At 43.0% G+C, this 25,175-nt stretch carries 21 protein-coding genes; 17 read left to right on the top strand and 4 right to left on the bottom strand.

The annotated features are described in order from the left end of the window. Positions 1–177 (bottom strand): helix-turn-helix domain-containing protein (locus DDE80_RS03455; RefSeq protein ID WP_153060862.1); only part of this gene is annotated, 177 nt, incomplete at its 3' end. Between the two features lie 81 nt (positions 178–258). On the opposite strand from DDE80_RS03455, the gene DDE80_RS15255 reads away from it, so the two are divergent. After that, entirely contained in the window at positions 259–414 is a 156-nt protein-coding gene (locus DDE80_RS15255; protein ID WP_201261480.1) for a hypothetical protein, read from the top strand. Between the two features lie 137 nt (positions 415–551). Here the strand turns inward: DDE80_RS15255 and DDE80_RS03450 are convergent, their stop codons facing one another. Further along, positions 552–1,037 (bottom strand): competence protein ComK, encoded by a 486-nt coding sequence (locus DDE80_RS03450; protein WP_108306286.1) that lies wholly within the window; start codon positions 1,035–1,037, stop codon positions 552–554. A gap of 267 nt (positions 1,038–1,304) precedes the next feature. On the opposite strand from DDE80_RS03450, the gene uvrB reads away from it, so the two are divergent. The 9 genes from uvrB (at position 1,305) to DDE80_RS03405 (ending at position 13,032) form a co-directional block, all read left to right on the top strand. After that, positions 1,305–3,269 (top strand): excinuclease ABC subunit UvrB, encoded by a 1,965-nt coding sequence (gene uvrB / locus DDE80_RS03445; protein WP_427901791.1) that lies wholly within the window; start codon positions 1,305–1,307, stop codon positions 3,267–3,269. Positions 3,270–3,276: 7 nt separating this feature from the next. After that, positions 3,277–6,102: an excinuclease ABC subunit UvrA gene (gene uvrA / locus DDE80_RS03440; protein ID WP_108306284.1), complete on the top strand. Its 2,826-nt coding sequence runs from the start codon at positions 3,277–3,279 to the stop codon at positions 6,100–6,102. A gap of 63 nt (positions 6,103–6,165) precedes the next feature. Next, the gene (locus DDE80_RS03435) at positions 6,166–7,302 is read left to right on the top strand and encodes a DUF4097 family beta strand repeat-containing protein (protein ID WP_108306283.1); all 1,137 of its coding nucleotides are present in this window, start codon (positions 6,166–6,168) and stop codon (positions 7,300–7,302) included. A gap of 238 nt (positions 7,303–7,540) precedes the next feature. Next, positions 7,541–8,227: a cell division ATP-binding protein FtsE gene (ftsE, locus tag DDE80_RS03430; RefSeq protein ID WP_108306282.1), complete on the top strand. Its 687-nt coding sequence runs from the start codon at positions 7,541–7,543 to the stop codon at positions 8,225–8,227. After that, on the top strand, positions 8,217–9,101 hold the full coding sequence (gene ftsX / locus DDE80_RS03425) for a permease-like cell division protein FtsX (protein ID WP_108306281.1): 885 nt from the start codon (positions 8,217–8,219) through the stop codon (positions 9,099–9,101). Before ftsE ends, ftsX begins: the two co-directional genes overlap by 11 nt. Positions 9,102–9,122: 21 nt before the next feature. Next, positions 9,123–10,412 carry a murein hydrolase activator EnvC family protein gene (locus DDE80_RS03420; protein ID WP_235612266.1) on the top strand — a complete coding sequence of 430 codons (1,290 nt, stop codon included), beginning with the start codon at positions 9,123–9,125 and terminating at the stop codon, positions 10,410–10,412. Between the two features lie 149 nt (positions 10,413–10,561). After that, positions 10,562–11,158 (top strand): hypothetical protein, encoded by a 597-nt coding sequence (locus DDE80_RS03415; protein ID WP_108306280.1) that lies wholly within the window; start codon positions 10,562–10,564, stop codon positions 11,156–11,158. A 1-nt stretch (position 11,159) separates the two neighbouring features. Beyond that, positions 11,160–11,741, top strand: a complete 582-nt coding sequence (locus tag DDE80_RS03410; RefSeq protein ID WP_108306279.1) for a peroxiredoxin family protein — start codon at positions 11,160–11,162, stop codon at positions 11,739–11,741. Between the two features lie 115 nt (positions 11,742–11,856). Beyond that, positions 11,857–13,032, top strand: a complete 1,176-nt coding sequence (locus DDE80_RS03405) for a PDZ domain-containing protein (RefSeq protein WP_153060864.1) — start codon at positions 11,857–11,859, stop codon at positions 13,030–13,032. Positions 13,033–13,076: 44 nt separating this feature from the next. On the opposite strand, the gene DDE80_RS03400 is transcribed toward DDE80_RS03405, so the two are convergent. Both DDE80_RS03400 and DDE80_RS03395 read right to left on the bottom strand, forming a co-directional pair. After that, positions 13,077–13,400 (bottom strand): AzlD domain-containing protein, encoded by a 324-nt coding sequence (locus DDE80_RS03400; protein ID WP_108306277.1) that lies wholly within the window; start codon positions 13,398–13,400, stop codon positions 13,077–13,079. Next, positions 13,397–14,098: an AzlC family ABC transporter permease gene (locus DDE80_RS03395; RefSeq protein ID WP_108306276.1), complete on the bottom strand. Its 702-nt coding sequence runs from the start codon at positions 14,096–14,098 to the stop codon at positions 13,397–13,399. The genes DDE80_RS03400 and DDE80_RS03395 overlap by 4 nt, the downstream gene beginning before the upstream one ends. A 109-nt stretch (positions 14,099–14,207) precedes the next feature. Between DDE80_RS03395 and DDE80_RS03390 the strand changes: the two genes are divergently transcribed. The 7 genes from DDE80_RS03390 (at position 14,208) to DDE80_RS03365 (ending at position 25,103) form a co-directional block, all read left to right on the top strand. After that, the gene (locus DDE80_RS03390) at positions 14,208–14,825 is read left to right on the top strand and encodes a TVP38/TMEM64 family protein (protein ID WP_108306275.1); all 618 of its coding nucleotides are present in this window, start codon (positions 14,208–14,210) and stop codon (positions 14,823–14,825) included. A 349-nt stretch (positions 14,826–15,174) separates the two neighbouring features. After that, on the top strand, positions 15,175–18,681 hold the full coding sequence (gene addB / locus DDE80_RS03385; RefSeq protein WP_108306274.1) for a helicase-exonuclease AddAB subunit AddB: 3,507 nt from the start codon (positions 15,175–15,177) through the stop codon (positions 18,679–18,681). Continuing rightward, complete coding sequence (locus DDE80_RS03380; RefSeq protein WP_108306273.1) at positions 18,653–19,999, top strand: UvrD-helicase domain-containing protein; 1,347 nt, start codon at positions 18,653–18,655, stop codon at positions 19,997–19,999. Before addB ends, DDE80_RS03380 begins: the two co-directional genes overlap by 29 nt. Positions 20,000–20,160: 161 nt before the next feature. Next, positions 20,161–20,319 carry a hypothetical protein gene (locus tag DDE80_RS15105; protein ID WP_161952259.1) on the top strand — a complete coding sequence of 53 codons (159 nt, stop codon included), beginning with the start codon at positions 20,161–20,163 and terminating at the stop codon, positions 20,317–20,319. Between the two features lie 293 nt (positions 20,320–20,612). Continuing rightward, positions 20,613–22,904 (top strand): helicase-exonuclease AddAB subunit AddA, encoded by a 2,292-nt coding sequence (gene addA, locus DDE80_RS03375; protein ID WP_161952258.1) that lies wholly within the window; start codon positions 20,613–20,615, stop codon positions 22,902–22,904. A gap of 111 nt (positions 22,905–23,015) precedes the next feature. Beyond that, positions 23,016–24,170, top strand: a complete 1,155-nt coding sequence (locus tag DDE80_RS03370) for a DUF418 domain-containing protein (RefSeq protein WP_108306271.1) — start codon at positions 23,016–23,018, stop codon at positions 24,168–24,170. 30 nt (positions 24,171–24,200) lie between these two features. Beyond that, a complete protein-coding gene (locus DDE80_RS03365) occupies positions 24,201–25,103 on the top strand; it encodes a fumarylacetoacetate hydrolase family protein (RefSeq protein WP_108306270.1) in 903 nt (300 codons plus the stop codon). The last annotated feature ends 72 nt before the right edge of the window (positions 25,104–25,175 follow it).

Here is a 25,175-nt window from a genome sequence, read left to right as displayed (position 1 = left end):
TAATTGAGAAGAACACGAATTGTAAGTCAAACCTTTTCCTGTTGCCTTATAAGTATCGTTCCATTTTGCGAGGAAATGATTGAATACAAAACGAGAACAACCGATTGTTTTAGCAATCAGTATTTCTTGTTCTTTGCTTGGATAGATACGAAATTTATATGCTTTATTGACCAACATGACTTTCACCTCCCTGTGTGTTATGATATACATATTATATCATAGTTGATATTCATTTTATATTATTTTGGAGGTGAAAACATGGAAAAACAATCAGTCGTATTACGATTTCCTAAAATTCTTTTAGATAGAGTGGACGCATACAAAAAGAAAAAGGGTTTTGGAACTCGTACACAAACTATTTTTCATCTATTACAGATAGCACTCGAACAGTCGGACAATCGAGATAGCAAGTAAGCTACCCCTTGTCCGAAGGCGATTCATCTCCCACCTACTCACTGGGCTACGCCCTTCACGTTCCTTGAGGTGGGAGTATTCTCGCCTATTTTTGATAAAGTACAGCTTTCTCATAAGAGGGGGCTGTACTTTTTAGTTTAGAAAAATGCTTCGTGCACGAGCACTTGTTGTTCCTTTTTAAAATGGCGGTACAGCAAGGTAGCATTGGCATATTGTTTAAGCATTGTTGTGTAGCTAATGTCTAACGTCAGCTGCTGATTAGTCGTTAAGGTGAGCGCGCAGCCTTCAGGTGAGGGATCGATGCGTTTTACCGCATGTAAGCCAACCCAACTATTGTGCGGAGAAGACGGCGATAATGTAGGGAAAAAGATGCACGGCATGCCGTATTGATGCGAAATAACAATTGGCAATTTGTGCTGATTGCTGAAAAAGTTTTTGGCGTTTTTGCGTGCCATTTCATAGGACAGCCCAAGTGTTAAGCAACTTTTACGAATTAAATAAAGGGGCTTACGTAATACGACACACTCCAAATTTTTATCAATAATTTGTGATGCTAACTTGCCTTCAACTAACGTCGGTGTAATTAACAAAGTATCAAATGAGATAAGATAATTCGATTTCATATGTGATGCCTCCTTTAGTTTGATTAAGTATAGCTAATTAAATATTCATAGGACATATTGCGAACGAAATGTCAAACGCCGTAAAATGCAAAAAACGTGCTTTAATTAACAAAATCGGCGTAAAATAGGCCATTTCGGGTAAAAAACTACTGTATACGATTCATTTACGTACAATTTAAACAATTTACGCGTTGCATGGAGCGTATGTTCGCACTTTTAACAGCGTTATGTTACAATTAACTGACAAATATGAGGGAGATGGTTGCGTTGGATTTTGATTTACAATCGTCCTACACGCCAAGTGGTGATCAACCACAAGCGATTACAGCGCTTGTGGAAGGCATCAACTTGCAAAAAAAACATCAAACTTTACTCGGCGCGACAGGTACGGGTAAAACGTTTACGGTGTCTAATGTCATTCAACAAGTAAAAAAACCTACGCTCGTGATGGCGCATAATAAGACGCTAGCCGGGCAATTATATAGTGAATTTAAAGCGTTTTTTCCAAATAATGCGGTGGAGTATTTCGTAAGCTACTACGACTATTACCAACCAGAAGCTTACGTGCCCCAAACCGACACATTTATCGAAAAAGATGCGAGCATTAACGACGAAATTGATAAGCTACGTCACTCAGCGACGTCAGCTTTATTTGAGCGCGACGACGTGATTATTGTGGCGTCTGTTTCTTGCATTTACGGCTTAGGTTCGCCAGAAGAATACCGCGAAATGGTCGTCTCGATTCGCGTCGGCATGGAAATTGAGCGCAATCAACTGCTGCGCAAGCTCGTGGATATTCAATATGAGCGCAATGATATGAATTTTACGCGCGGTACGTTTCGCGTGCGCGGCGATGTGGTCGAGATTTTTCCAGCTTCACGGGATGGGCAGTGTATTCGTGTGGAGTTTTTTGGTGACGAAATCGACCGCATTCGAGAGATTGATGCATTGACGGGTGAAGTGCTAAACGAACGTGAACACGTTGCGATTTTCCCAGCATCCCACTTCGTTACGCGCGAAGAAAAAATGAAGCTAGCCATTGCTAATATTGAGCAGGAGTTAGCCGAGCGTCTAGCAGTATTGCGTGCAGAAGATAAATTACTCGAAGCACAGCGCTTAGAGCAGCGCACAAATTACGATTTAGAAATGATGAAAGAGATGGGCTTTTGTTCAGGCATCGAAAACTATTCACGCCATTTAACATTGCGTGAAGCAGGTGCAACACCTTACACTTTACTCGATTACTTCCCAGACGACTTTTTACTCATTGTCGATGAAAGTCACGTTACGTTACCGCAAGTACGCGGCATGTATAACGGTGACCAAGCGCGTAAAAATGTGTTAGTTGATCACGGTTTTCGTCTGCCATCGGCGCTCGATAACCGCCCGTTAAAATTTGAGGAGTTTGAACAAAAAGTAGGGCAGGCTATTTATGTGTCGGCTACGCCAGGTCCTTATGAAATTGAACATACGCCTGAAATGGTAGAGCAAATCATTCGTCCGACAGGCTTATTAGATCCGCCGATTGATGTGCGACCGATTGAAGGGCAAATTGATGACTTAATTGATGAAATTAATGCGCGTGTTGCAGTGAATGAGCGGGTATTAATTACAACGTTAACGAAAAAAATGTCAGAAGATTTAACGACGTATTTAAAAGAAATGGGTATGAAAGTAGAATACTTGCATTCTGAGGTAAAAACGCTCGAGCGTATCGAAATTATACGCGAGCTGCGCCGAGGCACATATGATGTGTTAGTCGGCATTAACTTATTGCGTGAGGGGCTTGATATACCTGAAGTCTCGTTAGTGGCCATACTCGATGCAGATAAAGAAGGCTTTTTACGCTCTGAACGCTCCTTAATTCAAACGATTGGGCGGGCAGCGCGTAACGCACACGGTCAAGTTATAATGTATGCCGATAAAATGACCGACTCGATGAATAAAGCGATTTCTGAGACGATGCGTCGCCGTACAATCCAAATCGCTTACAACGAAAAGCACGGTATTACGCCAACTACGATTACTAAAAAGATACCCGATATTATACGTGCAACGCAAGTGGCAGATGGCGAAGAAAGCTATGTTGCGCGCAAAGTATATACGAAAAAAGAGCGCAAACAGTTAATTGAGCGCCTTACAAAAGAAATGAAAGAAGCTGCCTTAGCGCTCGATTATGAGCGTGCGGCCGAGCTGAGAGATACGATAGTAGAGCTACAAGCAGAAGGGTGAGAACGATTTGAAAAATACCGAAATCGTCGTACAAGGTGCAAGAGCGCACAACTTAAAAAATATCGACGTGACGATTCCTAGAGACCAGCTCGTTGTAATTACGGGCTTATCAGGCTCGGGCAAATCGTCATTAGCGTTTGACACCATTTACGCAGAAGGGCAGCGACGTTACGTAGAGTCGCTGTCTGCCTACGCACGTCAATTTTTAGGACAAATGGATAAGCCAGACGTCGATGCGATTGAAGGGCTATCGCCTGCCATTTCCATCGATCAAAAAACGACGAGTCGCAATCCGCGTTCAACCGTTGGTACCGTAACGGAAATTTACGACTACTTGCGCTTACTTTACGCGCGCGTCGGTAAGCCGTTTTGTCCTACGCACGGCGTGGAGATTGCGTCGCAAACGATCGAGCAAATGGTCGACCGCATTATGCAGTATGAAGAGCGAACGCGCCTGCAAATTTTAGCGCCCATTGTAGAAGGGCGTAAAGGTACGCATGTTAAAGTAATAGACGACTTAAAAAAACAAGGGCTCGTGCGTGTGCGCGTAGACGGTGAGCTACGCGATTTAGATGACGACATTACCCTTGATAAAAATAAAAAACATACGATTGAGGCTGTTATTGACCGCATCGTCGTTAAAGAAGGTGTAGCATCGCGCTTGAGCGATTCGCTCGAAGCGGCGCTACGCTTAGCAGACGGTCGCGTTATTGTAGACGTTATGGGCGTTGAGGAGCTATTATTTAGCGAACATCATGCCTGCACCATTTGTGGTTTTTCCATTGGTGAATTAGAGCCGCGCATGTTTTCGTTTAATAGCCCGTTTGGTGCTTGCCCGACATGTGATGGCTTAGGAATGCGACAAGAAGTGGACGAGTCGCTCATTATTCCAGACCCAACAAAAACATTGCTTGAGCACGCAATTGCGCCGTGGGAGCCGACGAGTTCGCAGTATTACCCGCAGCTGCTTGCGGCAGTATGTGCGCATTACGGCATTCCGCAAGACGTACCGGTAAGCGAGCTACCGAAAGCACAGCTTGATAAAATTTTATACGGCTCAGGCGGCGAAACAATTCGCTTCGTCTTTGAAAATGAATACGGCGATGTGCGTACGAAAGACGTGCCTTTTGAAGGTGTCATCCCTAACGTAGCGCGCCGCTTTAAAGATACGAGCTCCAACTATGTGCGCGAACAAATGGAAAAATATATGACAGAACAGCCTTGTGAAGCGTGTAAAGGGTACCGCTTAAAAAAAGAAACGCTCGCTGTAAAAATTGCGGGCTTGCATATTGGTGAGGTAACAGCTTTTTCGATTGTAGAAGCGGTCGCATTTTTTGCGAATTTACAATTGTCCGATAAAGATTACCAAATTGCGCGCTTAATTTTACGTGAAATTAACGAGCGTTTAAGCTTCCTCGTTAACGTAGGGCTCGATTATTTAACGCTTAGCCGCGCCGCAGGTACACTATCAGGCGGCGAGGCACAGCGCATTCGGTTAGCGACGCAAATTGGCTCGCGCTTAACGGGTGTACTTTATATTTTAGACGAGCCTTCTATCGGGCTTCACCAACGTGATAATGACCGCTTAATTGGCACGTTAAAAAGCATGCGTGATATCGGTAATACACTCATTGTCGTAGAGCATGACGAAGACACAATGATGGCGGCAGATTACTTAATAGATGTTGGTCCTGGTGCTGGCGTGCATGGCGGGACGATTGTTGCGGCAGGCACACCGCAAGAAGTAATGAATAACGAAGCATCGTTAACAGGGCAATATTTAAGCGGCAAAAAAGCGATACCTGTACCAAAAGAGCGTCGTAAAGGGGACGGGCGTAAATTAACGATTGTTGGTGCTAAAGCGAATAACTTAAAAAACGTTAAAGTCGATTTACCGATCGGCACGTTTATTGCAGTTACGGGTGTTTCAGGCTCAGGTAAATCAACGCTCATCAATGAAGTATTGTATAAAACGCTCGCTCAACAATTAAACGGCGCTAAAGCAAAGCCAGGTGCGCATAAAGAAATTAAAGGCATTGAGCAGCTCGAAAAAGTTATTGATATTGACCAATCTCCAATCGGACGCACACCGCGCTCTAACCCTGCGACGTATACGAGTGTGTTTGACGATGTGCGCGATGTCTTTGCCTCAACGAATGAAGCAAAAGTGCGCGGCTATCAAAAGGGACGCTTTAGCTTTAACGTCAAAGGCGGGCGCTGTGAGGCGTGTCGCGGCGATGGCATCATTAAAATCGAAATGCACTTCCTACCAGACGTATACGTACCTTGCGAGGTTTGTCATGGTAAGCGTTATAACCGTGAAACGTTAGAAGTGACGTATAAAGGCAAAAACATTTCGGATGTATTAGGTATGACTGTAGAAGATGCACTCGCCTTTTTCGAAAACATTCCTAAAATTAAACGTAAATTGCAGACGATTGTCGATGTAGGATTAGGGTATATACAATTAGGGCAACCTGCTACTACGCTATCAGGAGGTGAGGCGCAGCGCGTTAAACTAGCATCTGAGTTGCATAAGCGTTCGAACGGTAAGTCCATTTATATTTTGGATGAGCCGACGACAGGTTTACACGCAGATGATATTGCGCGTTTGCTCGGGGTATTGCAGCGCCTTGTAGATAATGGCGACACCGTGCTCGTTATTGAGCATAATTTAGATGTGATTAAAACGGCCGATTACGTCGTCGATTTAGGGCCTGAAGGTGGCGATAAAGGCGGTACGATCGTTGCGACCGGTACGCCAGAAAAAATCGCAGCAACTGAGGCATCACATACGGGACGTTACTTGCGCCAAGTGCTTACAAAAAAGTAAGTGAAACTTTTTTCCTGCAGTAACGTAAATAGTAATAGACAAATCGTGAGGAGGCTTTATAGTATGCAAACTGAAAAAGAACGTATTTTACAAATGGTATCTGAGGGTAAGTTAGCGGTGGAGGAAGCAATCACGTTATTAGAAGCACTAGAAAAAACAACGGCGGAGCAAACACCCGCTGCTGACAAACAAGCTAAACAAAGCAAAACGAAAGAAGAACCAACTTTTGAGCGCATCTTTGAAGAAGATTTAAAAACATTCCGCAAAGATATGACACAAATCGGTTCGGTGTTTATGGACTTATTTAATAAAACTGTGGATAAAGTTAAAGATATGGATATGTCGACACCGTTCCCACTCGGTGAAAAAGTGAGTTTCCAAGATGTTAAAACATTCGACGGTGACGACGTGCGTCAAGTGTATGTCGATTTACCGAACGGTAGCTTAACAATTGAGCCAGCAGAGCTGAATGACATTCGCATCGTAACGAATGTGCGCACGCCATTAGATAATGATGTGGAGACGACAAAGCAACGTTTCTTATCCAATTATGTGGTGGATACACAACAGCAATCGCTGCGTATTATTACAGACGCGAAATGGTCGCAAATCGAAGTAACGCTTTATTTACCACGTAAAAAATACGACGAATTAAAACTGCGTTTCGTTAACGGTGGTGTGAGCTTACATGATGTAGAAGCGGGCAAATTGCGCGTGAAATCATTAAACGGCGCTGTTAAAGCACATGATGTACGTTTTGCGGATGCGGAGATTAAAACGTCAAATGGTGCGATTGAGCTACGCGACGTACGCGGTAAAGAAATTGAAGCTGAAACGCTGAACGGTCGCATTTACATTGACGGCGCGGTAGAGGAAGTCGAAGCGAAGTCAATTAACGGTGCAATCGCCGTGACAACGTATGCTAAAAATGCGCGCAAAGTCGAAGCGGAAACGGTAGCAGGTACGGTGGAAGTTTACGTGCCGAGCCATGTCGCATTAAGTGGTAAATTAGCAACAAATATGGGCAAGTTAGATGTTAATTTAGCTGACGTTGACCAAGTTGCTTCACAAGATCAGCTGTTTTCTAAAACATTGCACTTTACAAAACATGTAGAGAATGCACATAAATTATTTATCGAAGGTACGTCAAAAACAGGCACGATTTTAGTGCGCTATACGACAATCGTCGATACAGAATAATAGCACGCTCTCATTACTAACGCATCACCCTCGTAAAAGAAGGTGGTGCGTTTTGCTATGCAAAAATCAATTTTGGTACTTTTAGGATGTTTTTATGGCAAAGATAGCAAAACGCTTATATACTACAATACAAACGTTGCAACAACGAAATATAATGAAATCTAATTGTAATAGCAGAGAATAGTAGGAATGATATAATACTATAAGAATTTAAAAGAACTGAAGGAGTACAGACATAATGATACAAATGAAAAATGTAACGAAGAAGTATTCAAATGGCGTCGTTGCGGTAAATGGCATTTCTGTTCATATTAAGCCCGGCGAATTTGTATATGTTGTCGGTCCGAGTGGTGCAGGGAAATCAACGTTTATTAAGTTAATGTACCGTGAAGAAAAAGCTACAACAGGTAGCGTTATTGTTAATGGTATCGATTTATCAACATTAAAAAATCGTCAAGTGCCACAATTTCGACGCAATGTTGGCGTAGTGTTCCAAGACTTTAAACTATTGCCACGTTTAACCGCTTACGAAAATATCGCGTTTGCGTTAGAAGTAACAGAGGAAGAGCCTACGAAAATTCGTAAGCGCGTAATGGAAGTGCTAGAACTCGTAGGGCTGTCGCATAAAGCGCGCATGTTCCCGCACGAATTATCAGGCGGTGAGCAGCAACGTGTATCGATTGCACGTTCGATTATTAACACGCCGCAACTCGTAATTGCCGATGAGCCAACAGGTAACCTTGACCCTGATACATCATGGGATATTATGCATTTATTTGAAAAAATCAATGCGCAAGGTACAACGATTGTCATGGCTACCCATAATAAAGAAATCGTTAACACCGCACGCCGCCGCGTTATTGCAATTGAGGGCGGTATTATTGTGCGCGACGAAGCTGGAGGTGAATACGGCTATGAAAGGTAGAACGCTAAGCCGTCACTTCCGCGAAAGCTTTAAGTCGCTCGGTCGAAACGGGTGGATGACCTTTGCCTCGATCGGCACGGTGACGGTAACCCTCATTTTAGTCGGGGTTTTTGCTTTGATTATGACCAACTTAAACAAGTTAGCCGATGATATTGAAAATGATGTCGAAATTAAAATTTTAATTGATGACTTAGCAGGTTCTAAAGAAGAAAGGGAACTGCTAGCAAAAATTAAAAAGTTGCCAGATATTACAGACGTCAAATATTCTTCGCGTGACGAAGAACTGAAAAAAGTCATAAAAGATTACGGCGATGATTTTGTTTTACATGAGCAAAGCAACCCGCTCCGTAATGCGATTTATGTCAAAGCGATCAACCCGCAAGAAACGGCAAATGTCGCAAAGAAAATTGATAAATTTGAATATACAGCGGAAGTTAACTACGGCAAAGGCAAAGTCGAAAAGTTATTTAAAGTGTTAAATACGAGCCGTAATGCAGGTCTCGTATTAATTATTGGCTTGTTGCTAACGGCTGTATTTTTAATCTTTAACACGATTCGTACGACGATTTTTGCACGTCGTGACGAAATCGAAATTATGAAATTAGTAGGAGCGACGAACAGCTTCGTACGTATTCCGTTTTTACTAGAAGGTGCATGGTTAGGTCTACTTGGCTCTGTTATTCCTGTAACCGTAGTAGCAGTACTTTACTACAATGTGCATAAGTCTATTTCACCAAATTTAAAAGGGGAGCTATTGCAATTACAAAGCTTCTCACCATTAATTTACCAAGTGTCTGCGCTATTAATTGCGCTAGGCGTAATTATTGGTATGTTCGGTAGCTTTATATCAATGCGTAAGTTTTTAAAGATTTAACAGGATAGGGGCGTTTAGCAAGTGACAAAGAAACGATGGACAAAAAGTTGGCGACTTGTGACAGCTAGTGCGGCATTACTTATCATGGCACAAGCACCGATGGCAAGTGCAGCAAACTTAAACGATTTAAAAAATGAACAGCAACAAGTCGAGCAAAAAAAGAACTCGCTTGATGCGACGATTCAAAATAAAAATAAAGCGTTGCAAGCCAATATTGAGAAGCAACGCGTTGCGGTAGAAAAAGTGCAGGCGTTAACGGTAGAAATTGCCGAAACGAACGAAAAGCTTGCGACATTAGCGAATGAAATCGTTGTAATGAATCAAGAGATTGACACATTAGCAGCGTCAATTGCAGAGCTTGAGCGTAAAATCGAAGAGCGTAACTTATTGTTAGCCGACCGTGCGCGTGCAGTTCAAGCGCGTGGCAAAGTAACGTATATTGATGTGCTGCTTAGCTCAAGTAGTTTTACAGACTTTATTGATCGCTTTACGGCCGTTAATACGCTCATCGATGCCGACCGTAAAATTATCGAAGAACAAGAAGCAGACCGTGAGCGTTTAGAAGCCGAAAAAGCAGAGATGGAACAACGTAAAGCGGCGCTTGAAGCGAAAAAAGCAGAAGCGGAAAGCGTTAAAGCAAAATTAGCCGAGCAAAAGGCAGAGCAAGACCGCCAAATTGCTTCATTAGAAGAAGCCGAAGCTAAGCTGAAAAAAGAGCGTCAACAACTCGAAGTTGCACATGATGAAGCGGTAAACTTAAGTGAAGCCTTACAAAGCAAAATTGTTGCGGAGCAAGAGCGCATCGCTGAAATTGCACGACAACAAGCGGCTCAAGCAGCGGCACAAAGTGCACCATCACCAGGTGCGAGTGCGCCGACTGCACCGCTACCTTCTACATCAGCAGGTACGTGGACACGCCCGTCATCAGGTCCTATTACTTCAGGGCATGGTTGGCGTAATATCGGTGAAGGTAATGAATACCATTACGGCTTAGATATTGGTAGCCCTTACGGCGCGCCTGTTGTTGCAGCAGCAGACGGTGTCGTTTCTCATGCGGCACCACTGAGCACGTACGGCAACTTAATTATGGTAACGCACTCGATTGAAGGGCAAATTTATACGACAGTTTACGCGCATTTAAGCGGCTTTAGCGTGTCGCAAGGACAAACGGTAACAAAAGGACAACAAATTGGTAGCATCGGTTCGACAGGGCGCTCTACAGGGCCACACTTACACTTTGAGTTGCATACAGGAACGTGGCAAGGTCAACGTGCTAACAATATTAATCCGATGTACTATATTCCTTTTTAAGCACAAACTAACAGGTGACGAAAAATGAGTTATTTTTTCGTCATCTGTTTTTTTATGCGCTTTAGTAGCAGGATCGCTATTTTTGAGCAACTTAATGTAACGTTAAAAAATTGTATGCTATGGTAATAACGATTGAAAGGGGCGCGGGCATGAACATTACAGCAATTTATAGTATCGGTAAAATGAGTTTCCCCTCACCGTGGTTAGCGTTAGTGTTGACGTTTATATTGACGGGCATTATTTTACGTAGCCAATTTTCTAAAACAGCGAGTGCACAGTATAGCGATTTTGTGCTGACCTTTATTTTAGTATGGAAGTTTAGTGTCATTTTGACCGATTTTAAGATGGTGCTTCAGCAACCGCTGACGATTTTATATTTTAATGGGGGCAAGCTAGGTGTCGTGCTCGCAAGCTTAGCGGTATTCGTGCAGGCGTATCGTAAGCGTGCGACGTTTTCTTTTGCGGCAAGTGCGTGGGCAATCGCTTTAACGCAGAGCGGCTATCAAATTATAATGGTGTTAGTAAATGATAATGCGCAGTGGATTGAGCTAACAACGCTATTTATAAGTAGCATCGCGTTACTCATGGTCGTACGTAAGCCAACGATTGCTACATTACAAGGATTTATGGGGCTTCATTTTATAATAGCGCTATTGCAGCCCGTAGCGCTCACACAGCAGCTGAGTTGGTTGTTGACCATTGTGGCAACACTTGCTGTAGTGAAATGGCAAAAGGAGTTGAAGTAATATGAAAAAAAATATCGGCATGTTGCTTATTGTCGCGTTGCTCGTCATTGCGGTAGCTACCTATACGAAGCAACAAATGGCAAAAGACCGTGAGCTAGAAATTAACGAATCTTTGCTCGGTAAAGCGATGGACCTTAATTATAAACAAACAGGTTTACGAAAAGGGGATACACCGCCTGACTTTACATTAACGACAGTCGATGGCGAAGAAGTAACGTTAAGTGATTATAAAGGCAAAAAAGTTATTTTAAATTTTTGGGCTTCTTGGTGCCCACCTTGTAAAGCGGAGATGCCACATATGCAAAAGTATTATGAGAAAAAAGCGAAAGAACAAAATTTCGAAATTTTAGCTGTTAACTTAACGAGTGAAGAAAAGGGCGACCGCCTTGTCGAAAAGTTTTTACAAAGCTACGGCATTACGTTCCCTGTACCGATGGATGAAGACGGCAGTTTAGCAAAAACGTATCAAGTCATTACGATACCTTCTACTTTTATTTTAAATACTGACGGGCAAATCGAACATTCGATTATCGGACCGATGAACGAAGATTTATTAGAAACTTATGTAGAAGGAATTAATTAAGCGGCGGCCAATGGCTCGTCGCTTTTTTTAGCGCTGCGTTTCTTTCGTAGGTAGTGCGAGACCATGCTTTTTTGGTACAATGAGATATGACAAAATTTTGTGATACGAAGGAGGCGTGCTAACACGTATGGCTTATCTCGAAATGCTGGCGACTGCGCTCGGTCGCTTTATCATTAATCCCGTTGTGTATACTACCTTGCTACTCGCTGTGCTGTTAGGGTATCGCCGTGTGAAACGCGAGCGTTCACACTTTCATATTCGCATCCAGCACGGTGCCACAGAAGTAAAAAGCGCCATTAAAGAAAGCCTCGGCTATGCGCTCATTGTATCGTTTATTACAGTCGGTGCAGGTTTAGTCGTACCTACTACGTTTTTATTATATGTGACGTTCGCCACGTTCGTACTTAGCTTAACATTCGTCGTAGCGAGCTTATCGCCTATGTATACGGTAGCGCTTGCTCTCGGTAGTATGGCGCTCGTTAACTGGCAACAATGGCCGACGTATTTAGGGGACGGCGTCATTACAGGTGCGCTCGTGCCTATCGTCTTAGTGACAGGTTTAGCACTCATCATTGAAGGTACGTTAATTCGTAAAACGTATGCACATGGCTTAACACCAGTGTTGCAAAAGACGAAGCGCGGCTTGCATGCCATCGTTTACCGTCTACGTAAAATATGGCTACTGCCTATCGCTATCGTCGTGCCGAGTGGACCGTTGCAAGCGGTATTACCTTACTGGCCGCAGTTTACGTTAGGTGCGAGTGATTTTTCGATTGTACTCGTGCCACTCGTTATCGGTACGGCAATGACATCGCGTAGACGTATGCCAACGGACGTATTTAATGGCTATGGTAAAGCGGTCGTTACGTTAGGTGTGCTATTAGTAGCGAGCGCAGTTATCGTCTATTATGTGCCGGCTATGTTTTATGTTGTTATCGGTATCGGCGTAGTGTTACGTATGGCATTAAGCATTGTCTTCGTATGGCGAGAGCGCGCGGATAGTTATGCGGTAGCGCCGAGTGCTAAAGGTATTATGATTGCAGCTGTGCTACCTGATTCGCCAGCAGAGCGCATGGGCTTACAGTTAGGGGAATGCATCGTTAAAGTGAACGGTCAACCTGTAACGAATGAAGATGAATTGTACGAAGCGCTTCAAATTAACGCAGCTTACTGTAAATTAGAAGTGATGGACTACCGACAAGAAGTACGGCAAACGCAACAAGCCATTTTTGCGGAAGATCATTATCGCATCGGGATTCTGGCGGCAGATCCACACGGACGTCGACGCTAAAAAACCTCAAGCAAGTAGTGTATGCTACTTTACTTGAGGTTTTTTTATAACATAAAGCGCACCAGCGCCATTACTACAACACCTGTAATGACTGTGAGCGATAAGCTTTTCGTTAGGAGTGCAACAGCGAGCGTTGGCACGAAGGTTAGCACTTTTGACCAATGAAACGATACGATAGGACCGCTCGTATCTAGTAAGCTTTCGAAGACGAGTGCGCTCAAAATACAAACAGGGATATAGCCGAGCCAGCGCAAGACGACATCTGGCAAAGTGAGCGCACGCACAAAAATAAAAGGAAGAATGCGCGGTAACCACGTGACGATCGCACATCCTATAATAAGCCATAACATTTCAGTAGAAATTGTCATTCAGTTAACACCCCAATCGTTGCAACGACTACCGTAGCGACTAATACTGCGACGTGCGATGCCATGATAAATGACAGCCCGTACATAAAGAGCCCCATATAAACGATAAGCTTACAGTAGTGCATTACTTTCGATTTGCCGACCGCTTGGAGTTGCAAAACGAGCAGCGCGATAAACATCGCTACTAAAGCAAAATCTAAACCCCATTTCTCGGGATGTGCAACCCATTGCCCTAAAAAAGCGCCAATTGTACAAGAGGCAATCCAAAACGTATAGGCGGTAATATTTAAGCCGTCCATCCATTTGCCATATAGCTTGCCATTTTGCATAGATTTTGTCATTGCCACACCAAATGTTTCGTCTGTTAATAGCGTGCCAAAGCCAATATTTCGTAGGACGCTATACTTCGTAAAAAACGGCGCAAGTGATAAACTCATTAATAAATGGCGTAAGTTTACGATAAAAATTGTAAGGATAATAGCCGAAGCTGGGCTCCCGGTTAAAATTAAGGCGCAAAAAATAAATTGTGCAGAGCCCGCATATACGAGTATCGATAATAAGGCGATTTCGAGTACACTTAAATGAGAGGCTACACCTACTACGCCAAAGGCTAAACCAATACTAATATAGCCAAATAAAGTAGGAAGGCAATCTTTAATGCCTTGAAGAAATGAATCATCGGATGCAGTCGTTGTCAATTATGTCAGCTCACTTTCTAGCAATAGTTAGTATTTTCAGATTATATAGAATAACCGCATGTTATGCAATGTGCGGTGCAAATTGAGAGAGAAATCAGGTGAGAGAACGATGAATGAATGGTTTACCATCGACAATGTAGAACACTTAACGGAGCAATATAAACAACTCGGTCCCTTAGTCGGCATCTTGTTTCCGATGATTGAAGCTTTCTTGCCATTTTTACCGCTCGTCGTTTTTGTCGTCGCAAATGCGAGTGCTTTTGGCTTAGGCTTTGGCTTTTTATTATCGTGGCTAGGCACAGTACTCGGTTCGTATCTTGTATTTTTACTCGTGCGCCGCTTTGGTCGCCACCCTAAAATGCAACGTATCGTCGGTGGGGAGCGTGTGCAATCGCTCATTCGCTGGGTAGATATGCGCGGCTTAAGCCCTTTATTTGTGCTGTTATGTTTACCATTTACGCCTTCTGTTATTGTCAATGTCGTAGCGGGGCTGTCAAATATTCGTAAAAAATATTATTTAATCGTGCTTGCTGCCGGAAAGTTCGTCATGATTTTTTCGATGAGCTTTATAGGGCATGATTTACGCGCATTACTGACAAGCCCGTTAAAAATGGTACTAGCGCTACTAGCGATTATCATTTTATGGGCCATCGGAAAATTTGCCGAACGTCAATTAAATAAGCGTGTAGCGCGAGATTTACAACAGACAGACTCATCCGAAAAATAAAGGATGGGTCTTTTATTATTTGCGTGTAGGGAAACGCCCACAATAACAGAGAGGTGAATGTCGGTTGGCGAGAAAAAGGTTTTGGTTATCAAATTCAGACCTTCATGATATTATTAATTTAACGAAAAGGGAATGTTTGTTCTTATTTTATGCTAGGCAAGTTTACATCTATTCAACTATCACGCTAGAGAGCTTCGGGGATAGCTCGGTTAATAAGAGACGACTTTGTCGGTAAAGAAATACACTGATAAGTACGCTTTTTTCCCAAAAATTGTCCACTTCAAATAACCCGAAAAGGTGTTAAGTGGCGAGTAGTTCAATGTATACTATTGGAAAAGGGGGAGAATATATGACCTTACATGTCATTAAAGGGCGATCGGGCTCAGGTAAAACAAAGTGGTTGCAGCAAGCTGTAACGAACGAACTGACGCGCGCGCCACTTGGGGATGAAATTTTTGTTATTGTACCTGACCAAATGTCGTATGCCACGGAGTATAACTTAACGAGCAACGAACATGTGCAAGGCTTAGTGCGTGCACAAGTACTAACGTTTAAGCGGCTAGCTTGGTATATTTTACAGCAAATTGGTGGCGTAGCGCGTGAGCAAGTATCGGGCTACGGTTATCGCATGCTAATCCGTCAACTACTGCTTACGCATAAAGAGGAGTTTTCGCTATTTCGACAAGCGGCAGGTAAGCGAGGCTTTACCGAAGAAATCGAACAGCTGCTGCAAGAGTTTAGCCGCTACGCCATTACGAGTGAAGTGATGCATACGCTCTATGCTTCGCTAACGGCAAGTGGTGCACCACACACATTGCTTAGCAAAGTGAAAGACTTAACGGTTATTGTGGAAACACTTGAACAGCGTTTAGGCACAACATATATCGATAGTGAAGGGTTTTACCCGCTATTGACCGAACATCTTGCGTCGTATGCACCGATTCGCAATGCGACCATTTATATTGACGGCTTTACCGCATTTACGGCACGCGAGTTAGCGCTCGTTACCGCATTAATGCAGCAAGCAAAAGATGTGTACATTACCTTACCATTTGAAACAATCGAGCAAGCAAATGATGACCAAGCGTTATTTCATGAAGCAGCTTATACAGCACAGCGCTTATTCGACATTGCGGCGCAACATAATATCCCAGTTGCACCTGTCATTCACTGCGAAGCGGGCGAGCGTTTTACATCACCCGCTTTAGCGCATATCGAACAGCAATTTGAGCAACATCAACCGACCTCAGCAGCAGCGCAAGACCATGTGCAAATTATCGAGGCGACGAGCCGCGTAGCTGAAGTTCATGCGATAGCGCGTGAAATTGTTAAATTGACACAACAAGGTGTGCGCTATAACGAAATTGCTATTTTATATCGTCAGGCAGCGGTTTATGATCCGCTTATTACGACGATTTTTCCGCAGTATCAAATTCCAGTGTTCACCAATACGAAAAAGCCGATGTTGCACCATCCATTAATTGAGTTTACCCGCTCGGTTTTAGAGGCGCTCGTCAATGATTGGCAGTATGAACCTATGTTTAGAGCAGTGAAAACAGATTTATTCTTTCCGTTAACGTCGCATGAAGGTATGGCACTATGGCGTGAACGTGGCGACCGTTTAGAAAACTTCTGCTTAGCTTATGGGATTTACGGCAAACGTTGGTTTGAAGATAGCCGCTGGTTTTATAAAAAGTACCGTGGGCTTGCTTTCCATACGCGTAAACAAACCGATGAAGACTTGCGTATGCAAGGCGAAATCGAAGCAGCGCGCGATATAGTGCGTACGCCACTTGCTAATTTACAGAACAAATTTGAAGAAGCTAAAACAGGGCGTGATTATGCGACAGCGCTATTTGTATTTATGGAAGAAATGCAACTATACGATAAATTAATGGTCATGCGCGATTATGAGCGTGAGCAATACCAACTGCAATTTGCAGATGAGCACGAACAAGCATGGCGCGAGTTAGTAGCGGTGTTAGACCAGTTCGTTGTGATGTTTGGTGACGAGCCGATGACGCTAGAAGAAATGGTGGCACTGCTTGATGAAGGGCTTGAAGCAGCAGAGTTTGCTCGCATTCCCCCTACGCTAGATGAAGTGCAAGTAGCTACGGTTGATTTAGCGCGATTATTAGGCATTACTGCAACATTTGTTATCGGTGTTAACGAAGGGATATACCCACAAAAGATCGAGTACGAAGGTTTATTGTCAGATAATGAGCGTGATTATATTACGGCAGCGGGCTTTGAATTAGCGCCAACGTCAACGAAGCGCTTACTGCAAGAAGATTACTTAGTATATAGCGCCTTTGTGAGCCCGAGTACCTATTTATATGTAACGTATGCGACGGCAGATGAAGAGAGTAAGGCGTTATTACCATCGCTTTATGTAAATAAGCTCGAAAAAATGCTCACGGATGTTCACGTCATGCGTGTCGCAGTAGATCCTACAGAATTAGCGACAGCAGTAGAGCCACTCAGCTATTTATACCATCCGCGCCCAGCGCTAGCGTATATGATGCGTCAATTGCAACAGCAAGCACCGCTAACAGAAGCGTGGCAAGCGTTGTATGACTACTACGTCGCGAGTGATTTATGGCGAGACGTGTTTTTACGTACTGTGCGTCCACTCGAACAAACGAATGAGGCAGAGCGCTTACAATTAAATGTTGTGGAAGGCTTGTATCAAGCAACACCTGTGATGAGCATCTCGCGCATTGAAAAATTTTATAGTTGTCCGTTTTCTTATTTTGCGACCTATGGCTTAAAGCTAGAAGAACGACCAGAATATCGCTTAGAAGCTTATACAATCGGCGATTTATTCCACGAAGTGTTAAGTTACGTAGCCAAGCATGTTGAGCAACAGCAGCTATCATGGTCAGCGCTTAGTAAAGCGGCGCTCGATGAATTAGCGACTACTGCGATGGCTCAAATGGCACCGTTATTAGTGCATAATATTTTGCGCTCGAGTGCGCGCTACCAATATATCGAAACAAAGTTGTTGCGCGTTATAAAGCGCACATTGCATGCCATTGGGGAGCAAGCGAAATACAGCGCATTTACCCCAATCGCGATTGAAGCGGCATTCGGTCCGCGCGAAAAGCTCGTATCACCAGAATTTGCATTAGCTCATAATAAAAAATTACAGTTAAAAGGGCGCATTGACCGCATCGATGCTACGACTATTGACGGCAAAAAATATTTACGCGTTATCGATTATAAGTCATCGAGTCGCGATGTAGATTTATCTGAGCTTTATCATGGTTTGTCCCTGCAAGTCATTACGTATTTAGATGTGGCGCTAAGCAATGCCGAAGTTTTATTGCAACAAGAAGGTTTACCAGCAGGTATGCTCTACATGCATATCCAAAACCCTTTATTAAAATATGCCGAAGAAGTTTCGCAAGAGCGTATCGCTAGTGACCGTCTAAGTGAATTTAAATTAAGCGGCTTTGTGACAGATGATAAAAAAGTGTTACTCGACATGGATAATACGCTCGAACAGTACGAACCTTCAAAAATTATCCCAGTCAAAATTAATAAATCCAATAAACAACTTGCATCGACATCCTATGCGATTAGCGAACAAGATTTTGACGATCTTCGCAAGTTCTCTAGGCGCAAACATCAGGAAGCGGGCAATGCTATTTGGCAAGGGGATATTCGGATTGCACCGTTTGAACATAGCACGCGTACGAGTTGCGAATATTGTGCTTATAAAGCGCTCTGTCAGTTTGATGTGACAGATGGTAAGCAACAATACCGCAAGTTACCGAAGTATAAGCGCGCCGAAGCACTGCAAGCGATAAAGGAGGATGTAGCAAATGATACCAACGAAACCGACAAGTGTTAGCTGGACGGACGAACAATGGCAAGCCATTTACACAAAGGGACAGGATACGCTCATTTCTGCGGCAGCAGGTTCGGGTAAAACCGCTGTGCTCATTGAACGTATGATTGAAAAAGTAATCCAGCAAAAAATTAACGTCGACGAATTATTAGTCGTGACGTTTACGAATGCAGCTGCAGCCGAAATGCGTCAGCGTTTAGCTAAAGCTTTAGATGAAGCACTAGCGAACGCCACAGATGAGACGCGTAACCATTTGCGCCGCCAGCAAAGCTTAGTAAATAAAGCACAAATTTCTACACTGCATTCCTTTTGCTTAACAATCGTCAAGCAGTACGCTTACGTGTTAGACATTGACCCAGGATTCCGTATTGCAACCGAAGACGAAATTGCGCTCATTAAAGATGATGCGTTAGCAGCGTTACTCGAAGCGGTATATCAAGAAGGTGACGAGGCTGTATTTCGTCTTATTGATAGCTTTACGTCTGACCGTAATGACCAAGCGATGGAAATTTTAATTGAAAAGCTCTATACGATGTCACGTGTCCATGCAGATCCAAATGTATGGCTAGCCAATATTGTGGCGCTATATGATGTGGATAATGTTACGCATATCGATGATTTACCGTTTACACCAATTATACGTGAGGCGATGTTACGCCGCGTCGAAGCGATGGAAGCTCTCTATGTAAGCTTTCGTGATAATAGCGAGTTGCCAGGTGGTCCTCATCCTTATCAAAAAGTTTTGCCAGAGACACAAGCCTTAATTAAAGAAGCGCGCAGTTTAGTAGAACAAGGCTCGTGGGAAACGCTATATCAATTTTTTAAACAGGTAGAAATTGCGAACCTGCCACGCATTACGAAAACCCATCAAGTTGAGGAAGCGTTAAAACTACGAGGTCAAGCGTTATATAAAGATATACGTGAACAATTTAAAGCGATTGCTGAGGGGTATTTTGTGCGTAGTGAAGCGCGATTACTTGAAGAAATGCGCCAAATGAAGCCTTTACTAGCAACACTTTGTACGTTGACACAGCGCTTTGGCGAAACGTTTAGCGCACTAAAACGCAAGCGTGGCGTCATTGATTTTTCGGATTTAGAACATTTTGCGCTGGCTATTTTAACGGAGCGTGTAGATGGTGTTGTACACCCATCACCAATTGCCCTTGATTATAAAAGGCAATTTCATGAGGTGCTTGTCGATGAGTACCAAGACGTAAATATTTTACAAGAAACATTATTACAGCTTGTAAAAAGCGGCCAGGAAGCAGACGGCAACCTCTTTATGGTTGGCGATATTAAACAGAGCATCGTGCGCCCATAAGGATAAAATAGTATGCACAATTAGGCTGTGCTAACAACAGAGTTATCATCAACCGACTTATCTTAGCGCAGAAATGACTAGGGGAGTGTAGCATGTCGGTAACGTCATAAGTTAGCTTAAACGGAAAGCTACGACTAAATGGCAAGATGAAAAAGAAGGTTATGAGGAAGAAGGCTAAACTGCTTGAAGAACAGTCCGAGTGGGGCAATGTTTCTCAGCTAGGTAACCGTTTGCGCCCTAGCTTTAATCGTGTAACACGTAGAGATGCTTACGTGTGTACAATTAAACGATTAACACAGCTTTTATCAAGTAAAGGATGAACGTTCCTTCCGACAAACCATCGCGCCTAACTATTTTATACTAAATGGGGATTACCTAAGTGCAATTACTGCATAAGGTAACGGAGCTTTCGTAGTAGTCTGAGATAGGGAAAGCCTATTACACGGCGAAGGAAAGCAGCTTATAACGTTGCCATTTACGAGAGATGATGCGCAAGGCATCTTACGGTTTCTTAGTAAATGTTAGCAAACGATTACTACATACGAAAAAAAATCGTTCGTTTATAAGTGGAGAGCCGTATACGCTGAGAGGTGTACGTACGGTTCGGAGAGGGGTGCGAACGCGCCTACTCTACTATGGATTTAGATTAGCTGAACCTGGCTTATTTATCGCTAAATATGAACAATTTGCGAGTGCACCAACGGATACGGGGATGCGCATTGATTTAAATGCTAACTTCCGAAGCCGTAAAGAAATTTTACAAGCTACCAACTTTATTTTTTCGCAAATTATGGGCAAGGACGTTGGCGATGTAAATTATGACGACAACGCCGCCTTACATGTAGGTGCTACGTACGATGAAATAACGGTGCCTGTAGAGCTTGCGATTATCGAGCAAGACAATGAAGATGCTGATGACACATTAACGAAACAAGATCAAGAAGCCCATTACATCGTGCAGCGCATTCAGCAATTAATGCGCGAGGAGACGATGGTGTTTGATACAAAAACGAACACGAAGCGACCGCTTACGTATCGCGATATTGTCATTATTACACGCTCTATGACGTGGTCAAATGAATTAGTTGAGGCGTTTAAACAAGCTAATATTCCATTATATGCTGAAACGCCAGGCGGTTACTTTGAATCGCTAGAAGTAATGGTCATGATGAATACGTTAAAATGTATCGACAATCCTTATCAAGATATTGCGTTAGCTTCCGTGCTACGCGCACCTTTTATTGGATTGACCGAAAATGAGCTCGCACATATTCGTCTCGCTAATAAAAAGACGTCGTATTATGATGCGTTACAAGCCTTTATTAGCCAAGAGCAGAGTGGCATTGCGCCGCAAACGGCACGTAAGTTAACGACCTTTTTTGTTAACTTTGAAAAATGGCGTCAACTCTCACGCCGAGGCTCACTTGCAGATTTAATTTGGCAAGTGTATAACGATACAAATTATTACGACATGGTCGGTGCTATGGCAAACGGCAAACAACGCCAAGCCAATTTACGAGCGCTACATGAACGCGCTTTAGCGTATGAAAAAACTTCTTTCCGTGGTTTGTTCCGCTTCTTACGCTTTGTCGACCGCATGCGTTTACGCGGGGATGATTTATCATCAGCACGTGCGATTGGTGCGCAGGAAGACGTCGTGCGTTTAATGACGATTCACTCTTCTAAAGGTTTAGAGTTCCCAGTCGTTTTTGTAGCAGCTTTAGGTAAAGGGTTTAATCAAAAAGATTTACAAAATGCGTATTTGTTTGATCAACACTACGGTTTAGCGGTCAAAGCGGTTGACCCTGAAGAACGCATTATGTTTGAGGCATTACCTTATGTCGCTTTAAGTGAAAAGAAGCGTCTTGAAATTCGTTCAGAGGAAATGCGTATTTTATATGTAGCAATGACGCGCGCCAAAGAGCGTTTGATTTTAGTAGGTTCTGTTAAAAAGTACGAACAAGCAATGGCTAAGTGGTGTGAAGCGCAACATGTTAAAACACCGCTACTGCCGACGTATTTGCGCGCTTCAGCAAAAACGTATTTAGATTGGATTGTCCCTGCTGTAGCAAGGCATCATCAGTTTACATTAGGTGAAGCGGGTGATAGGGTGGATCCTTCGATTTGGCAGATGACGTCCGTTACGATTACAGCGCGTGAACAAATTGAAAGCGAAGCGCAGGAGAAGGCATTTGATCAACAAGCATACGATGCTTACACCGAGGTATTACATGAGCGTTTCGGTTATCGTTACGCCTATGAACGTGCGACGAGAAAACGTACGAAAACATCGGTGACCGAACAAAAACGACTGCGCACATTGGCAGAACAAGAAGAAACATTTACGCCAATCTACACGAACACGCAAAGTGCTAAAGCGGAGCGCCCTAAATTTATGCAAGCGAAAACGTTAAGTGCAGGCGAGTTAGGGACAGCGGTGCATACGATTATGCAACATGTGCCGCAGCAAGGTGTGCACAGTGAAGAAGAAGCACTCACACTAATTTCTTCGTTATATCAGCGTGAGTTGCTGACAGCGACCGAAAAAGACGCCGTAGAACCTCAGTGGATTACCGCTTTCTTTGCGACGCCACTTGGCAAAACATTTATGGAGGCAAAGCGCATACTGCGTGAGCAACCGTTTACGTGGCGTGTCGTAGATAGTGATGGTGATGCTCAAATTTTACAAGGTATCGTTGATGTCATCGTAGAAGAAGCCGATGGTTCTTACAGCATTATTGATTATAAGACGGATAATGTCTCAAATGATGTTGAAGCGGAGATGAAAAAGCGCCATGCACAACAGCTTACCATTTACCGCCAAGCGCTAGAAGCTATTTTAGGTATTACGATTAGTCATGTTTACGTATATGCGGTGCGTACGCAACAAGCGATACGTATATAATAAATAGCGCTACCTGACGTTGAGGTAGCGCTATTTTTCTTAAGCAAAAGTTGCCTATGTATACGAGATTTGTTGTAGTATGAATAGTAATGATAGTTAGGAGGAAGAAACGTGGAACTTACACCAACACCTACAAAGACACGAAATAAAACGCTCGACATTTTACGTGGCTTTAGTTTACTCGGCATTATACTCGTTAACTTGCTAGCGTTTAATTTACCGCTACCTCATATTGATTTAGGCTCGTGGTTCACACTGCCAAGTGATATTAAATGGCATCAACTACTCGATATTTATGTGCAAGGTAGCTTTTATCCATTATTTGCGATGCTGTTTGGTTACGGGCTCGCGATGCAATGGCAAAAAGCACATGCTAATGATCAACCCTTTTGGTCGACAGGGCTACGCCGCATGGTAGGACTTTTTATTATTGGTTTATTACACGCCATCCTCATTTGGTGGGGTGATATTTTAATGATGTATGCGGTGTTTGGCACATTGTTATTGTTATTTTTACGCATGCCACCGTTTATTTTATTTTTACTTGCCTTCGCATGGAACGGTGTCATTCAATTATTTATGATTGTATTTTCGTCACCAGGTGTCGTTGATGATGTGTATTATGCGAACATCGTCGGCATTGGAGAGGCGTTAGCAGCTTACGGTACAGGCACATGGCTGGAAATTTTTGATCAGCGTATGATAGATTTAGCTGTTCAAAATAGTAGCGTGATGTGGTTTTTCGGCTTATTTACGATTTTCCCTTATATGTTGCTCGGTGCAGGTGCGAGTAAGCTCAAGCTAATCGAGCGTGCTAGTGAAGTAAAATGGCTGTGGATTGGCTTAGCCGTCACTACGTTCCCACTCGGTATTTATTTAAAAAACCTATCCATTTTACAGGAGCGTACGTTTTTCTTAGAGTATATTAAAACGTATGTCGGCGGCCCGTTAACGGCGATTGGCTACGCGAGTATTATCGTTTCACTTTGCTTGTTGCCAACTGTCGCTAAGTTACTAACACCATTTGCTACAGTCGGGCGCATGTCACTTTCGACATATATTGGGCAATCGGTTATTTTGTCTGTATTATTTTATGGGTTTGGTTTCGGCTTGTATGGTAAGATTAACGTACAGTCAGGGGTTGTAATTGCAGTAACCATATTTATTGTTCAAGTTGTAATTGCTGATTTATGGTTGCGTAAATTTAACCAGGGACCACTTGAAGCACTATGGCGAAAGTTTACGTACTTCAAATTACGTGTATAGAAAGTAAAAGGAAAAAGGAGCGCTATAATCATGAAAATTTTATCATTCAAAGTGAATGGAGAAGTAAAGTTTGGACCAAAAGTAAAGAAACAGGAAGCGGTTTGGGATGTCCAAGCGATTCAACAAGCGTTAAACGTACTTCCATCACTTGTCCCAACAATTATTGAAGGGATTGCACAAGGCTTTGATTTTGTAGAAAAAATGCGTAAATTAGTAGAGGCTGCTGAGCAATCAGACAACCCAGCACAATTTAAGCATGAGTTTTCAGCGATTGAATGGTTATCGCCAATTCCACGCACACCGAAAAACGTAATGTGTGTTGGACGCAACTACTATGAGCACGCACAAGAAATGGGCGGCGCTGAAGCGTTAGAAAACGTTATGTTATTTACAAAATCACCAACAGCAATTACAGCTGATGGCGCAGATGTACCTGCACATGCAGATTTAACAACACAGCTTGACTATGAAGGCGAGCTAGCGATTGTAATCGGTAAACAAGGTAAAAACATCCCGAAAAGCTTAGCGTATGATTATGTATTCGGTTATACAATCGGTAATGATATTACAGCGCGTGACTTACAAGTAAAGCACAAGCAGTTCTTCTTAGGTAAGAGTTTAGCAGGCACTTGTCCGCTTGGACCATACCTTGTAACGAAAGACGAAATTCCTAATCCACATAATTTAACAATTGTGACAAAAGTTAATGATGAAATTCGTCAAAATGGCTCAACAAAAGACATGATGCACAAAGTGGAAGACTTAGTAGCTTTCATCTCGCAACACGTTACATTAGAGCCAGGCGACGTTATTTTAACAGGTACGCCAGCGGGTGTTGGTAAAGGCATGAACCCACCAACTTTCTTACAAACAGGTGATGTTGTTAAAGTATCAATCGAAGATATTGGTACGCTTGTAAATCGTATTAAGTAATAATTAGTATCGTTTGAAACAAGGTCAGCATCATGTTAGGATAGTTTTGTACAGAAAAAAATGAGGTGGGAA

Origin of the sequence: Metalysinibacillus jejuensis, from assembly GCF_003057615.1 — a bacterium.
Classification (GTDB): Bacteria; Bacillota; Bacilli; order Bacillales_A; family Planococcaceae; genus Metalysinibacillus; species Metalysinibacillus jejuensis.
Note: the sequence above shows the minus strand (reverse complement) of the source record. Positions and strands in the feature narration are given on the sequence as shown.

What these genes read in the sequence shown, in the direction of transcription:
- DDE80_RS15255 (WP_201261480.1), top strand. Translation starts at nt 259, where the DNA reads ATGGAAAAACAATCAGTCGTATTACGATTTCCTAAAATTCTTTTAGAT.
- DDE80_RS03450 (WP_108306286.1), bottom strand. Translation starts at nt 1,037, where the DNA reads ATGAAATCGAATTATCTTATCTCATTTGATACTTTGTTAATTACACCG.
- DDE80_RS03435 (WP_108306283.1), top strand. Translation starts at nt 6,166, where the DNA reads ATGCAAACTGAAAAAGAACGTATTTTACAAATGGTATCTGAGGGTAAG.
- ftsE (WP_108306282.1), top strand. Translation starts at nt 7,541, where the DNA reads ATGATACAAATGAAAAATGTAACGAAGAAGTATTCAAATGGCGTCGTT.
- ftsX (WP_108306281.1), top strand. Translation starts at nt 8,217, where the DNA reads ATGAAAGGTAGAACGCTAAGCCGTCACTTCCGCGAAAGCTTTAAGTCG.
- DDE80_RS03415 (WP_108306280.1), top strand. Translation starts at nt 10,562, where the DNA reads ATGAACATTACAGCAATTTATAGTATCGGTAAAATGAGTTTCCCCTCA.
- DDE80_RS03410 (WP_108306279.1), top strand. Translation starts at nt 11,160, where the DNA reads ATGAAAAAAAATATCGGCATGTTGCTTATTGTCGCGTTGCTCGTCATT.
- DDE80_RS03400 (WP_108306277.1), bottom strand. Translation starts at nt 13,400, where the DNA reads ATGACAATTTCTACTGAAATGTTATGGCTTATTATAGGATGTGCGATC.
- DDE80_RS03390 (WP_108306275.1), top strand. Translation starts at nt 14,208, where the DNA reads ATGAATGAATGGTTTACCATCGACAATGTAGAACACTTAACGGAGCAA.
- addB (WP_108306274.1), top strand. Translation starts at nt 15,175, where the DNA reads ATGACCTTACATGTCATTAAAGGGCGATCGGGCTCAGGTAAAACAAAG.
- DDE80_RS03380 (WP_108306273.1), top strand. Translation starts at nt 18,653, where the DNA reads ATGATACCAACGAAACCGACAAGTGTTAGCTGGACGGACGAACAATGG.
- DDE80_RS15105 (WP_161952259.1), top strand. Translation starts at nt 20,161, where the DNA reads ATGAGGAAGAAGGCTAAACTGCTTGAAGAACAGTCCGAGTGGGGCAAT.
- DDE80_RS03365 (WP_108306270.1), top strand. Translation starts at nt 24,201, where the DNA reads ATGAAAATTTTATCATTCAAAGTGAATGGAGAAGTAAAGTTTGGACCA.